The organism is Aquimarina ulvae (assembly GCF_053613295.3).
Genome location: NZ_JBSIBP030000003.1, coordinates 454,872 through 469,040, shown reverse-complemented (window position 1 = coordinate 469,040; position 14,169 = coordinate 454,872). Strand labels below are relative to the sequence as shown.

15 protein-coding genes are annotated in these 14,169 nt (G+C 31.8%); 6 read left to right on the top strand and 9 right to left on the bottom strand.

Translation table 11 applies throughout. The features are described from left to right. The first annotated feature begins 186 nt into the window (after positions 1-186). Together ACWGOQ_RS09100 and ACWGOQ_RS09095 are read left to right on the top strand one after the other, a co-directional pair. The gene (locus ACWGOQ_RS09100) at positions 187-615 is read left to right on the top strand and encodes an SRPBCC family protein (RefSeq protein WP_452057634.1); all 429 of its coding nucleotides are present in this window, start codon (positions 187-189) and stop codon (positions 613-615) included. Beyond that, positions 605-928, top strand: a complete 324-nt coding sequence (locus tag ACWGOQ_RS09095) for an ArsR/SmtB family transcription factor (RefSeq protein ID WP_452057633.1) — start codon at positions 605-607, stop codon at positions 926-928. Before ACWGOQ_RS09100 ends, ACWGOQ_RS09095 begins: the two co-directional genes overlap by 11 nt. A 15-nt stretch (positions 929-943) precedes the next feature. Here the strand turns inward: ACWGOQ_RS09095 and ACWGOQ_RS09090 are convergent, their stop codons facing one another. The 5 genes from ACWGOQ_RS09090 to ACWGOQ_RS09070 form a co-directional block, all read right to left on the bottom strand. Then, positions 944-1,360, bottom strand: coding sequence for a Dabb family protein (locus tag ACWGOQ_RS09090; protein ID WP_452057632.1), 417 nt, complete (start codon positions 1,358-1,360; stop codon positions 944-946). Positions 1,361-1,822: 462 nt separating this feature from the next. Continuing rightward, positions 1,823-2,026, bottom strand: coding sequence for a hypothetical protein (locus tag ACWGOQ_RS09085; protein WP_452057631.1), 204 nt, complete (start codon positions 2,024-2,026; stop codon positions 1,823-1,825). A 92-nt stretch (positions 2,027-2,118) separates the two neighbouring features. Further along, complete coding sequence (locus tag ACWGOQ_RS09080) at positions 2,119-2,349, bottom strand: sigma factor-like helix-turn-helix DNA-binding protein (RefSeq protein ID WP_452057630.1); 231 nt, start codon at positions 2,347-2,349, stop codon at positions 2,119-2,121. Next, positions 2,340-2,489 carry a sigma factor gene (locus tag ACWGOQ_RS09075; RefSeq protein WP_452057629.1) on the bottom strand — a complete coding sequence of 50 codons (150 nt, stop codon included), beginning with the start codon at positions 2,487-2,489 and terminating at the stop codon, positions 2,340-2,342. Before ACWGOQ_RS09075 ends, ACWGOQ_RS09080 begins: the two co-directional genes overlap by 10 nt. A 353-nt stretch (positions 2,490-2,842) precedes the next feature. Beyond that, complete coding sequence (locus tag ACWGOQ_RS09070; RefSeq protein WP_452057628.1) at positions 2,843-3,487, bottom strand: hypothetical protein; 645 nt, start codon at positions 3,485-3,487, stop codon at positions 2,843-2,845. A gap of 197 nt (positions 3,488-3,684) precedes the next feature. Between ACWGOQ_RS09070 and ACWGOQ_RS09065 the strand changes: the two genes are divergently transcribed. Further along, positions 3,685-4,908 carry a response regulator gene (locus ACWGOQ_RS09065; RefSeq protein WP_452057627.1) on the top strand — a complete coding sequence of 408 codons (1,224 nt, stop codon included), beginning with the start codon at positions 3,685-3,687 and terminating at the stop codon, positions 4,906-4,908. A gap of 9 nt (positions 4,909-4,917) precedes the next feature. Here the strand turns inward: ACWGOQ_RS09065 and ACWGOQ_RS09060 are convergent, their stop codons facing one another. Beyond that, complete coding sequence (locus ACWGOQ_RS09060) at positions 4,918-5,853, bottom strand: LysM peptidoglycan-binding domain-containing M23 family metallopeptidase (protein WP_452057626.1); 936 nt, start codon at positions 5,851-5,853, stop codon at positions 4,918-4,920. A 358-nt stretch (positions 5,854-6,211) separates the two neighbouring features. Here ACWGOQ_RS09060 and ACWGOQ_RS09055 point away from each other — a divergent pair, with 358 nt between their 5' ends. Next, positions 6,212-7,045: an OmpA/MotB family protein gene (locus ACWGOQ_RS09055; RefSeq protein WP_452057625.1), complete on the top strand. Its 834-nt coding sequence runs from the start codon at positions 6,212-6,214 to the stop codon at positions 7,043-7,045. Positions 7,046-7,184: 139 nt separating this feature from the next. On the opposite strand, the gene ACWGOQ_RS09050 is transcribed toward ACWGOQ_RS09055, so the two are convergent. After that, positions 7,185-7,373 (bottom strand): hypothetical protein, encoded by a 189-nt coding sequence (locus ACWGOQ_RS09050; RefSeq protein WP_452057624.1) that lies wholly within the window; start codon positions 7,371-7,373, stop codon positions 7,185-7,187. Positions 7,374-7,606: 233 nt separating this feature from the next. Here ACWGOQ_RS09050 and ACWGOQ_RS09045 point away from each other — a divergent pair, with 233 nt between their 5' ends. Continuing rightward, positions 7,607-8,053 (top strand): hypothetical protein, encoded by a 447-nt coding sequence (locus ACWGOQ_RS09045; RefSeq protein WP_452057623.1) that lies wholly within the window; start codon positions 7,607-7,609, stop codon positions 8,051-8,053. A 300-nt stretch (positions 8,054-8,353) separates the two neighbouring features. Beyond that, positions 8,354-9,190: a M57 family metalloprotease gene (locus tag ACWGOQ_RS09040; protein ID WP_452057622.1), complete on the top strand. Its 837-nt coding sequence runs from the start codon at positions 8,354-8,356 to the stop codon at positions 9,188-9,190. Between the two features lie 431 nt (positions 9,191-9,621). Here the strand turns inward: ACWGOQ_RS09040 and ACWGOQ_RS09035 are convergent, their stop codons facing one another. Together ACWGOQ_RS09035 and lon are read right to left on the bottom strand one after the other, a co-directional pair. Next, positions 9,622-10,836 carry a class I SAM-dependent rRNA methyltransferase gene (locus tag ACWGOQ_RS09035; protein ID WP_452057621.1) on the bottom strand — a complete coding sequence of 405 codons (1,215 nt, stop codon included), beginning with the start codon at positions 10,834-10,836 and terminating at the stop codon, positions 9,622-9,624. A gap of 729 nt (positions 10,837-11,565) precedes the next feature. Then, complete coding sequence (gene lon / locus ACWGOQ_RS09030; RefSeq protein ID WP_452057620.1) at positions 11,566-14,016, bottom strand: endopeptidase La; 2,451 nt, start codon at positions 14,014-14,016, stop codon at positions 11,566-11,568. Positions 14,017-14,169: the final 153 nt, after the last annotated feature.

The window sequence follows — 14,169 nt, the reverse complement described above, 5'->3', positions numbered from 1 at the left end:
AATTAGTGAGAAAAATTTGTTAAACAAAATTGTAATAGTCATTTCTATAAACAAAATCTTCTCTTCTATTATGGGCTAAACAATATATCGTATCCTCAAAATAAAGCAACCCAATAGTTGCTTTATCAAAAATATACTTATATTTGCAACCATATGGTTGCTTTTTTAACTTTAAATACATTACAGATGAAAGATTCTATTCGTAAAGAACACATTTTTAAATACTCAATTGATAAAGTGTGGAATGCCATTTCTAAAGAAGAAGAAATTTCTGCCTGGTTTTTACCTGCAGATTTTAAAGCCGAAGTTGGCTACAAGTATACGTTTAATGCTACAGACGAAGAAAATTGTAGTCAAATTACAGGAACTATACTACAATCCAGTCCATATACTCTTGTTTATACCTGGATGGTAGCAAAAACCAATGTAGAAACGACTGTTACCTGGAAATTAGAAAAAACAAATGAAGGCACCAAGTTGTATTTGGAGCATTCTGGCATCGCTAATTACTCTGGAGACACCGCTGTAACAATGTTTAATAGTTTTAATGGCGGCTGGGACAATTGTATTATCAAAATATCAGAATATTTAACACCAGAAGTTTATGCAAGATAAAATCACACAGGTACTTAAAGCAGTTGCTGATCCTACTAGGCGTGAAATATTTCACGCACTGGTAATAGCAGCCACCGCTCTTCCAATCACTCAGATTTCGAGTCAATTTGATATGACCCGTCAGGGTGTTACGAAACATCTAAAAAACCTGGAGGAAGCTGGGTTGGTACAAATAAATTCTAAAGGACGAGAACGTTTTTGCGTTGCCAACACAAAACCTTTAAAAGAAATACATAACTGGTTAGAATTCTATGAACAGTTCTGGGATGATACATTAGGCAATTTAGGATCTTACCTAGACTCAAAAGAATAAAAAATAGTAAGAATTTCAATCCAAACCAATTGCATCATATACCTGAACTTTATTCCATAAAAAAGAAGCCTCTTTGATAAATAAAAGGTGTGCTTCTTCTTTTTGGTATAAATCCTGTTCTTCTTTAGAAGAAAAGGTAACCACTAGTGCATAAGTATATGAATTATCAACTACTTCTCTATCAGTGTCAGCCGGAGTTCCTACAAAACTGGTCTTCGCATACTTCGATGTTCTCAAAAACCTTTGTAATGATTCCTCAAAAAGCTTTCGATCTTCCTCACTGTTTGGATCGTTAAGCCAAATAAAAACGGTATGCACAAAGTTTTTGTCAAAAACCTGTTGATCACGATTACAAGAGATAACGATACATCCTAAAATAATCAGAAAAAATAGCGTTTTACTCCGATTCTTGAAAATTGTTTGAAAATTCATTTTTTATGTAAAATTAATTATCTTTTAAAGATACAAAAACATTATATGTCTTGAATCCTTACTAAATAGACATAGTTAATAAAAAAACCGGAATACCTCAATGGGGTTCCGGGTTTTATGTCTAATTACTTTTTTTAACAACTATTCGTCTATTTGTAAATCCTTTAATATACTTTCTGCCTCATCAATATTTTTTCCTTAACATTTTTTTACCCATTTTGCAAAAAACACAAAGAAGGTAATTCCTAATGGTATAAAAAATATCAAAGGCCATATAGTATCAATTCCGTCAAACATATCCTTTCCTCCTATTATTTTTGTTGTGACAGGCAGGATTACAAAGATTAATATAAAGCTTAAATAGAAAGAAATGTTTTGAAGTGATTGAAATTGCTTTTTGTTCTTCGTATACTTAATTAAAGTATCTTTATAACTACTGGAATAAAAATCGATCCCACTCATTTAATAAATTGATCGTAGCGATAATACTGGCAGTACCAAGAGTATGGTCGCGGATAATACACCTAGCAATATATTATACCAGGTTTCTAATGCTCTAATATTAGCAAAGATCATTATGGCTACGCTATAGCAAATAACAGTACCGAGCATTTCTGGGTATGCAATTTTATTCCATTTTTTCCTATATTGTTCTTGTGTCATCATCATAATCATTTTATCAGCTATTTTTTTTGTTTTTCTAATTGGCCACTTATATCAGACCATACGGCTTGCATTTCCTCCATTTCCATAGCCACCTATTTTTTTATTATTTGAGTTTTCAATTTTTGCTTAATTCTTGATATTCTGGTTCCAACATTTGATGATGTTAATCCTGTTATCAGTGCTATTTCTTCATATTTTTTTCCTTCTAAAAGCAACAGTATTAAACCTTTTTCCAAATCGTTAAGCAATTTTATATGTGTGTATAAAATCTTCAACTTCTCTTCGAATTCTGTATTGTAATTTTCTGTTTGTTTCAGTACCACTTGATCAACTCCAACACGATTACCATTTTTTTCTCCTTCTTTAATCTGGTAATCGCTGTGTTTAGAGCTACGCGGTACATCCAGGTACTCGCTTTTGCATCTCCTCTAAAACTACCATAAGATTTCCATAATTGGCACACGATTTCTTGATATCAATCTTGTTGATCTTATGATCTATCATTGTATACAGTAGTTATTTTAAAAATAACACCTTCATTATCTTTTATAATGCGAGTAAACTCTTCTTCTTTACTCATATAAAGCTTGTTTTTTTCTTATTAGTATTCGATACATTCAAAAAATCACATAATATTTTAAAAAAAATACTTTTAAAACTATGAATTAACATAGATAACATCCAATAAAGATTATGAAATTATGGGTGTTTTTAGGATGGTAAAAAAAGTGTAAAATAAAATTCACAAGAAAGCTAGAGAAGTAATTTTGATAAGATAAAAGTCCTAATAAAAAAAGAAAGTAAGAAACAAAAGAATTATTCTTTTACCACTATAATAGTAGCTTTAACACCGGTAGTTAAATTCCATTCGTTAGCGGTAATCACATTTCCCAGATCGTCATGTAGTTGAAACTCTGCAGTGTTAGGTCCGGATGTTCCCTGATTAAGGGCTTGTATGTCTATTTTATTAAATCCTTTTATCAGGTCTATTTTAAACCCCTGAAAAACAGCATCCAGATAGACATTGGATCTGATCACATCATCATTTATATAAATCCTTACGACGTCTCCATCCACAGATTGATGGTCTCTATAAATAAGATATACATACTCAGCATTACTTTTAAAATCTCCAAGATATTGATCCGATTTATACTCTTCTTTGATCTCCTTGTCATTCTGGAAGTATTTGGGAACTACTTTAAATTTTGGTTGTAATAAATCCGTATTTCCAGTCATATCAAAAGGTTTCTGAGTCCTGTTAAATCTTATAGAATCCTCAAGGCTGTTGTATAAATTAAAGTTGTTTTTTGGTTTCGTTAAACTGGGTGAAAGGCTATAATTACTGGTCTTCAAATCACTGTTGTCTTCTATTTTTACAGAAGATAAGGGCTTTTCAATTTGTCCACTTACGTAAATGGAAAATAATAAAAATAATATCGAAGTAGCTTTGAATTTCATATACATTCTTCCTTTATCATACATAGAGTCGTTAAAGATAATTAATCCTTAACTTTTTTTATTATAGATAATCAAAAACTCGACCAAACTAATGATTCTATAACAATATGTGGAAAAACCACTATTTTATTAAAAAATAACGTTTCAAACTTGTAAGATAAATCCGATATCTTTTATTTTGCTAGAAAATATTTTAAATGGTTTATTATGCCCTCGGAATTCCACTGATCCTGATCATTATCATTTTAGGATACCGTTGCTTTGTGTTGATTACTAAGGTCAAAAGCAGAAACAAAGAATTAAACACGCTACGTCTTACTACCGAAAGAAAAGTTCAGATGCATCAAGAATTTATTTCTTCGCTCAGCCAGGAATTAAGAATACCTTTATATGGAATTATGGGTTTGACGAATATTCTGGTAGATGAACATCCGGAATTAGAAGACAATAAAAACTTGAAGTCATTAAAATTCACCGGGGATTATCTGTTAACACTTATAAACAATGTATTGCAAATTAATATTTTAGAAACAAATGAAATTATCCCTAACAAAAAGCCTTTTAATCTAAAAGAACTAACTCAAAATATTATTCACTCTTTTAGTTATGCTATTAAAAGTAGTGGTAACTCATTAACATTAGATTTTGACGATGAGATTCCGGAAATGTTAAGTGGGAATCCGGCGATTTTATCACAGATTGTCATGAATCTAATTAACAACGCATTACGATTTACACAAAATGGAAACGTTATTTTCTCTGTTCAGTTAATTAATAAAAAAAGTGATATTAATAATATTTCGTTTAAAGTTGCTCATGATGGAAACGAAGTTTCTGAAGAAGATGAAAAGTCTATTTATCAAGAATTTATTGGTATTGAAAATGTAAAAAATTCATACTTGGGTGCAAGTCTTAATTCTACAATAGTTAGAAGACTTGCCAAATCTTTGAATGGAGAAATTATCTTGCAAAATAACGGTCTGTCAGGTTCCGAATATGCTTTTGTTGTGGATATAGAAACGATCAATACGATTGACAATACTACCGATACTAGCTCAGGAACCAATAAACACAAAGCTCTAATAGTGGATGACAACAAATTAAACTTACTAGTAGCCGATAAAATACTTTCCAAAGAAAATTTTGCTTGCACCACTATTGATAATGGATTTGATGCTATAGAATTAGTAAAGGATAACAGTTATGATATTATTTTCATGGATATTAATATGCCAAAACTCAACGGTATTGGTACTACAAAAAGAATTCGGGAGTTTGATAACAAAACACCTATTATTGCATTGACAGCGGTCGATGTAACGCAGTTAAACAGACAAATTATACAAGCTGGCTTAAACGACTATATTTTAAAACCTTACGATAAAATTGTATTATTAGAAATGATCAAAAAATATGTTTAAAAATTAACGTTAGTATAGTACGATTTCTTGCCCGACGTTTAGAACAGCGTTATATTGTATCGCATTCATCTTACATATTTCTGAAACCTCTACATCGTGTTTTCTGGCAATTCCGTGTAAAGTATCTCCTTTTCTAACAACATAAATACTTTTAGCAGGATCCTTTTGGGTGGCTTCCTCTGTATCTGTCTGTATGATAATTTTACTTTTCCTTGTTGATTTATGTGATCTTGGCGTCATCCATTTTTTAGTAACAACAATATCATTTGATCGCACTTTGGTTTCTTTGGTAAACTCAAAAAGGTATTCTGGGTGAATGCTTTTTCCGAAGTATCTAACTTCTAGATGTAAATGACTTCCTCTGGCATTACCTGAAACTCCGCCTTTACCAATGACTTGACCTTTTTCAACTAAATCATTTTCTTTTACTAAATATTCAGAAAGGTGAGCATATACACTCTCTAATCCATTATTATGACGTATGACTACAGTTTTTCCATGACCTCCGTGACGTCTTGCGTACCGAACCTTTCCTCCCAATAAAGCTTTTACATTATCCCCTGTTTTCAGGTCAATATCAATACCTTGATGTGGTCTTCCTCTCCTCCATCCATATCGCGAAGTGACCACCATGTTATGATCCACAGGAGAAGCGAACATCTTATCTTCAAAATGCAAAGGAATAGGATAAGTTACCTTTTTTTTCCAGTAAGAATTAAACACTACATTACTCCAATCGTCTTCAAAAACAGCATTAAAGTCTTGTTTTTCTAATTCTTTGGTAGCAGTCGATTCTTCAAAAATAATTTGGTAATTGACCTTATAAATCGGTAAATATGAGATAGTACCGTTAAGTACTATTGTTTTATAGTTTAGTAGCGTTTTTTTATCACCCTGATCAAATTGCTGGGCATACAACCTAATAGAAGATGTAAAAAGCAGCATTACTAGTATAGTTAGCCTTCTTATATCCAAAAACATGAATTTTTAATTATTTTATTCTAAAGTAAATTTAATTCGGAGCTTCTGTTTTGTAATAAGACGACATAAATTCCATATCGTTACAACAATAAAAGATATTGGGTTTTACACAAGAATTCTGCAACAGAATATAAAAAATTATCAATCAGCTTGTTATCTAAATTTACATTGTAAATTTACCGTAATTAAAGTATGGCGCCAATTTTTACTAATATTTTTTAACAATATTTAAGATTTTGATGTGAAAAATTTAGTAGGTGAAAATATAATAAAACCCTTAACAATTAGTTTTAGATGCATATAAAAGATTAATTAAATAACCATGAAAAAAGTATTCACATTAATCGTACTATCAGGGGCTTTGATGACCACTTCTTGTGTGTCTAAAAAAAAGTATCTTGCTTTAGAAGAGGATTTAAATAATACTCGTAGTACGTTACAGAAAACCACTGTAGAAAAGGAAGAACTAGAGTCTAAATTTGCTAAAATCGAAACAAGAGTTGCTGATTACAATGCAAAAATCAATTCCTTACGGGACTCTAATAATGAGAAAATGGTAATGGTGGATAACCTTGCCGTAATTTCCAACAACACAAAAGAGAAAATGAAAGAGACGCTGGCTCAGGTAGATCCCGAAAAGCTTCAAGGAGCCAGAACACTAGAAGATTCTATGAACCTAGCTGTTTCTCATAATCTTAAAAGTTCATTAGACGACAACTTGAAAGAAGATGAAGATATCTCTATCGATATTGACAATACAGTGGTAATGATTTCAATATCGGATAAAATGTTATTTAATAGCGGAAGTTACAGGGTAAGTAATAAAGCGAATGATGTTTTAGAAAAATTAGCACAGGTAATCAATTCTGAACCTAGTCTTGACGTCATGATTGAAGGACATACAGATCCTAGAACGATCAGCACTCCTGCACTTGAAGATAATTGGGATTTAAGTGTAAAAAGAGCAACATCAATCACAAGATTATTACAGAATAAATACAATGTAGATCCGTCAAAATTAATAGCTTCAGGAAGAAGTAGTTACCAACCATTAGTTGAAAACGATTCTGAAGAGAATATGGCTATTAACAGACGTACGAGAATTGTATTATTACCTAATTTAGATAAATTCTTTGCGATGCTATCTTCTAATTAGAATAAAACAATGTTAAACAAAAAGGGATGCATATGTATATAAGCATCCCTTTTCTTGTATAGAACTTTTTATTTTCTATATGATTCTTTTTGTATCCAACTTAGGTAAAAATAGCTTATCTCATTGATTGATATGATTTCTAACCAATATAAGTGTTTACACTCGTTGTTAATTTACAACAATTATGAAGCATCTGCTTAAATTTCAATGCTAAATACTCGTCATCAAACTTCATCGCCTCACTGATACTACGAGATAAAACCAATTCTCCTATAAGATATTCTACAAAATAAGTTTCATCGTCGGTTAACAATACATACTCTGTCATATCGATTATCATTTTAGAACCTTAATTAAAATTTTCCTTTATTTATTAGGGTCAGGTTCTACTATTATCAAACATCAAATTTAACTTTTATCATCGTTACTTGTATTAGTGGATTTTGGAGGTTATTAAATTCTTATTCACAATCTCCCAAAGAAATTATAAAGCAGCGCTAAAACAAATAAATCTCACAAAATTTTCGTAACTTATTATGGTTCAATATAAATCACTCTACTATGAAAATATTTGTATTAATTCTACTAGGCTTATTTTCTACCGCTACAATCAATGACAAACACACCATTACTCCGATTGATGTTTCTAACCTAGAAGGCGTATGGGATTTGCAATATCAACTGTTGTATGATAATAATCAGGTGTCTGATACTATTTTCAATATCAATGGATATCGCCAGGTAAAAATGTATAGCAAAGGTAAAGTAATGTGGACTCGGTTTGATCCTGTTGATAATAATGAGTGGTTTGGTTATGGAACTTATTCTGTTAATGGGAATATACTAGAAGAACAATTAGAATATGCCTCAGGGCCTATGATGAAAATTGTAGATACAACTCAGGTATTCAAATTTGAACTGCTTATGGATAAGAATTCGTATCAACAAATTACCATCGACGAAAATGGTCAATATTCTCAGTCCGAGAACTATACTAGAATTGAATAATGAATATCGTGTATTCACAGCAGGACAATTGTTCAGGTAGTTGTTAATAATTTTTTCAATTTATATGAAGTAGAAAAGGGGATAAACCTATTAATTAGGGTTATAAGCCCCTTTTATTGTATTTCCTTTCAACATACTTTTGAAAATAGTTTAATGTATCGTTTCATATATTAATAGGCTTCCTATTCCTGATACATATTTCTTTTGTAAATACACTATCTGTTATTTTATGAGAGGATACCTAAAAAAATTACCCCCACGTAGTAGTTTTAAAAATCAACCACTGTGAAATATATTACCATGAAAAAAATTAAATTGTTTGTGCTCAGTGCGACTGTTATAACAGTGATATTTTCTTGTCAAAAAAAGGAAATTATTGAAGAAACCCATCAAAACAGTTCTGAGCCCACTAAAGAGCAACTCGACAAACTGTACCAAATGGGAATAAATATTGATGCAGTTTCTATACAGGGAATTAGCAATCCAGATGGAAAAACCATACAGTATTTAATCTCGGGAGATATACTGGTTCCGGTTACTAACTTGGATTCATATCCTAACTTAAAATCTTTGGATGATGGAAGTAAACAATATCGAGATGTAAACATTGTATCTTCAGTCAACAGAAACATTGACATTCTTGGGTATACTGGCGATAACTTTGCGTTAACTTCAAAAATGCAAACAGCATTAAGCTGGGCAGTTAATAATTATAATGCACTATCTAACACGCTCAATTTCAATCTAACTTTTGGGGCGAATTTTGAAGATGCGGACATCGTTGTTTATAAGATAAATAATATGGATGGTGGTGGTAGTGCTGGATTTCCTACACCACAAGGCAAACCTCATAAATGGATACGAATTAATTCAGGAACGGATATGTTTAATATCAATGTAAATGAACATGTAATTGGTCATGAAATCGGGCATTGCATAGGATTAAGACATCAGGACTGGTACAATCGGCAAAGTTGTGGTTATACTGGTTTTCTGCCAGCAGAACCACCTGCCATCTTGATTCAGGGAACTCCTATTTCTCCATTTGCTGATTCGTTAATGTTAGCATGTTTTGGGCCTCACGAAAATGGAGAGTTCACAGACACAGACAAAAATGCTCTGAATACACTCTATTAAAGTACATATTTGATTTTGCATTACGAAAACCATACACCCAATGATACGTGGTTTTTTTGATTATAATTAATTAAATCACACTACAATTAAACCTTTTTTAAATTTATTAAATCTTACTACAAAAAATAAGAAAAAAAATAGCATTGCCATTTTTAATTATATTCTTATTGATAGGAAGTAGTATTACACACAAGGTTGCTACTTAGGAATATGTAGTATCCCGAAATGTAAATTATAGGGTCCCGATCGAGACATAATAAAAGGAACTGCTCTTGAAGGGGTTTAAAAAAAGATAAAAATTAACCTTACGAATGGAGGGAAGGTATAGATTTATAGGACGTATTAAGAATACAAATGCAATCTGAGCATACTTCTGCTAAAAAGTTTCATACAAATACTTCAATAAGCTTATTATTTTATTACACAATTAGTTAGTTTAATTGATAATATCCACATTTTAAGTAAGCCCCTTCAGGAAAGGTAACAGGATGGTCAATATCGTGATATGTTTTATCTAGAAGTGTAAAATTTCTTCTGGAGTTAGCAATGTTTTCTTCACATATTTCAAAAAAAACTTCAGCACTTACTCTAGAAGAGCAGGAAGCTAAGACTAAAATCCCTTTATGATGTACTAATTGTGCTCCAAGCTTAGCTAACCTAGCATAACTATTTTTAGCTTTATTAATTTCACTTTCTCTTTTTGCAAAAGATGGCGGGTCAATGATTACAATGTCAAATTTCTTATTCTGTTTAATTAGTTCTTGTAATCCCTCGAAAGCATCTGCAGCCAGTACTTTATGGTTTCCAGAATGTCTATTTAATGAGACATTATCTTTTGCCATCTCCAATGCTTGTTTACTAATATCCAGGCTGACAACTTCTTTAGCCCCACCAGCCAAAGCGTGAACAGAAAAACCTCCTGCATATGAAAATACGTCTAATATTCTTTTTCCTTTTGAAAGATCACCTACTCGTTTTCTATTATGTCGGTGATCCAGGAAATATCCAGTTTTATGCCCTTTAATTACATTCGCAGAAAACAATATTCCGTGTTCTCTAAATATCACAACATCGTTTTCCAAATCACCAAAAATCACTTTCCCATCTTCTATCCCATATGTTTCTCCAACGGTTTGCAGGGATCTGCTCAATCTTACAACAACGGTTGTACACCTTGATCGTTCTATCAAATGTGGAACTATCCAATTTAAATACGGAAACCAAATATGAGAATACAGCTTGATCACCAACACCGTATCATATACATCTGTGATAAAACCTGGCATCTTATCATTTTCACCAAACAATAACCTATAACTATTTGTGTCTGTATTTAATAAAGGTTTTCTAATCACAAAAGCTTGCTTTATTTTATTAGCAAACCAATCATCATTGATCTGGACAGCTTTTTTAAACTGAATAATTTTTATTCTAATCGGAGAATATGGATCATATAACCCAATGGCTAAAACATTGTTTTTTTTGTAGTCATAAATAATTGCTAAATCTCCTGCCTTTCCCTGAACATTTTGTTTAACAATACTATTTTCAAAAACCCAGGGATGTCCTCTTTTTACCATTTTTTCGGCAATAGGTTTCAGCTTTATAGCTAATCTTTGAGTACTAACATCAGTAATTATATTCATACTATGCAAGAATAATACTATTTTTCAGGTTTTAAGGATCTAACCCATATAAAAAACGAGATTGCAATAGCAATCCCGTTTTTACCAATACTTTTCATTAGAATTGCCACTTACGATTAAAGGTACTTATAAACCTTCATATGTAAGATATCTAATTTAGATTTAAGAGTTTTTCGTGTGTAAAATGTTTGTTGGTCAATGAAAACACGATTTCTAACGATGTCTGGTTTCTTTTGTAAAAATAATATAATTAACTCACTTGAACTTGCGTTTAAACCTCAAAATAAGTGGACTAAAATGATTGATTTAAACTATAAAAAAGGAAAAGCGCCTATCCCAAGAAGTATCAGGATACACGCTCTAAAAAAATATTGTTCGAACTTGTAATTCTCAATAAAGCAAATCCCGTTTTTTGATTGTCGGTTAAATTAAAGCTGCTTAAATAAAAGCACTAATCCCAAGAAGTATCAGGATAAATCCTCTTTCAGCAATCGTTCAACTTTCGTTTATCTGGTAAAAGATTTCGTTGATTTCTTTACTGTTTACATATATATGACGAGCATCGCTAAAATTTGTTACATTTTTATTTCAATTTTTTAAAATATAAGTACATTAAATCTCTCAATACTTAGTAAAATCAATGGGTTTATAGCACTTATTATTTTCATAATTAATTATCTTTTCAAGATCAGTGCCCATTAAATGTTTCGATAACCTATTAATAATTGATTATAGTTTTTTGGCATTTTTAACTTTACCTTTAGTTAACGCAAGTTCTAATACCTCACTCATTTCTTTTACATAATGAAATTTTAATCCTTTAAGATATTCCGCTTTTATTTCTTCAATATCCCTTTTATTGTCTTCACAGATTAAAATTTCTTTAATATGAGCTCGCTTCGCAGCAAGGATTTTTTCTTTGATTCCTCCTACTGGCAGTACTTTACCTCGTAAAGTAATTTCTCCGGTCATTGCGATACTCTTTTTCACTTTTCGTTGCGTGAACAAAGAAACTAACGAAGTTAGCATGGTGATTCCTGCACTTGGCCCATCTTTTGGTGTAGCACCTTCAGGCACGTGGATATGTACATTATAATTACTAAAAATATCTGGATTGATCCCCAACATATCTGCATTTGCTTTGATATATTCCATTGCAATAGTTGCAGATTCCTTCATCACTTTCCCCAAGTTTCCGGTAATACTAAGATTACCTTTCCCTTTAGAGAGGATTGATTCTATAAATAAAATATCTCCTCCTACGCTAGTCCAAGCTAATCCCGTTACCACACCGGCAACTTCATTGGTCTCGTATTTATCACGTTCTAATCTTGGGATTCCCAGAATTTCTACAACATCTTCATTGTTAACTTTTATATTATATGGTTCGTCCATTGCGATATTCTTTGCTGCATACCGAACCATCTTTGCTATTTGTTTCTCTAAACCTCGAACACCAGACTCTCTTGTATATCCTTCTACAATCTTCTCTAACTGTATTTTTCCTATCTTAAGGTTCGATTTATCCAATCCATGCTCTATCAATTGTTTAGGAAGTAAATGCTGCTTCGCTATCTCTACTTTTTCTTCAATAGTATATCCTGTAACATTAATAATCTCCATACGATCTCTTAATGCTGGTTGTATCGTATTTAAACTATTAGAAGTTGCTATAAACATAACTTTAGAGAGATCAAATCCCATCTCAAGAAAATTATCGTGGAACTCAGAATTTTGTTCTGGATCCAACACTTCTAACAAAGCAGAAGAAGGGTCTCCCTGGTTTCCTGCTGATAACTTATCAATTTCATCTAATACAAATACAGGATTACTCGTTCCTGCTTTTTTAAGACTCTGAATAATTCTACCAGGCATTGCTCCAATATATGTTTTTCTATGTCCTCTTATCTCTGCTTCATCACGTAACCCTCCTAATGAGACGCGTACATACTCTCGTCCCAATGCTTCAGCAATTGATTTTCCTAAAGAAGTTTTACCGACACCAGGAGGTCCATATAAACACAAGATTGGTGACTTCATATCATTACGAAGTTTAAGCACTGCTAAATACTCAATAATCCGCTTTTTTACTTCATCCAACCCATAATGATCCCTATCGAGAATCCTTTTAGCACGTTTTAGATCAAACTTATCTTTACTAAATTCATTCCAAGGTAAATCTAAAAACAGATCAAGATAATTACGTTGTATAGAGTATTCTGCCACTTGAGGATTCATACGGCGCATTTTAGATAATTCCTTATCAAAATGCTTTTTTACCTTCTCATCCCACTTTTTGTTCTTACTACGAGTCTGCATCTCCTCTATTTCATCTTCGTGAGACACGCCACCAAGTTCTTCCTGAATAGTTTTCATCTGTTGATGAAGAAAATATTCACGTTGTTGTTGGCTCATATCGTGCTGTACTTTATTCTGAATATCATTTCTAAGTTCCAGTTTTTGAAACTCGAGATTCATATATTTTAATGTAGCAAGTGCCCTATCTTTAATATTATCTATCTCCAGAATTTTTTGCTTCTCATCCACAGGTAGATTAAGGTTTGAAGAAACAAAATTGATTAGAAAAGAACTACTCTCTATATTTTTTATTGCAAAAGATGCTTCAGAAGGAATATTTGGACTTTCTTTGATGATTTCTAAGGCCAACTCTTTAATAGAATCTATAATGGTGTTAAATTCCTCATTTTCTTTAGACGGTCTGGCTTCAGGGACTTCTAAAATACTAGCTTTAATGTAAGGATCTTCCTCTAAGATTTCATTAATCTTAAATCTTTTCTTTCCTTGTAAAATGACGGTTGTATTGCCATCAGGCATCTTTAGTACTCTCAGTATTCTGGCCACTACTCCAACCTTATTAATATCTTTGGATGTTGGATTTTCTACGTCTTCTTCTTTTTGTGAAACTACACCGATAGTTTTATTTCCGTTATTCGCTTCATTAAGAAGTTTTATAGATTTATCGCGCCCCGCAGTGATTGGAATTACGACACCTGGAAATAAAACCGTATTCCTTAATGGTAATATCGAAAGCATCTCGGGTAAATCTTCTTTATTTATTTCTTCTTCATCTTCAGGTGTCATTAAGGGTATTAATTCTGCATCTTCATTTATTCCTTGTAATGACAAACTGTCAAGAGTTGTTAATTTGGATTTCGTCATAAGTATATATCAAAGTCATTTTGTCATTAATACAAAACGACATTCTTTAAAAATTAATTAAAACTAATTTTAGAATCAATAACCATAGTAAAATTAACCAGTTACGTATGATTCTACTTAGGTATTTCAATTGTTATGCCACAAACTTCAAAA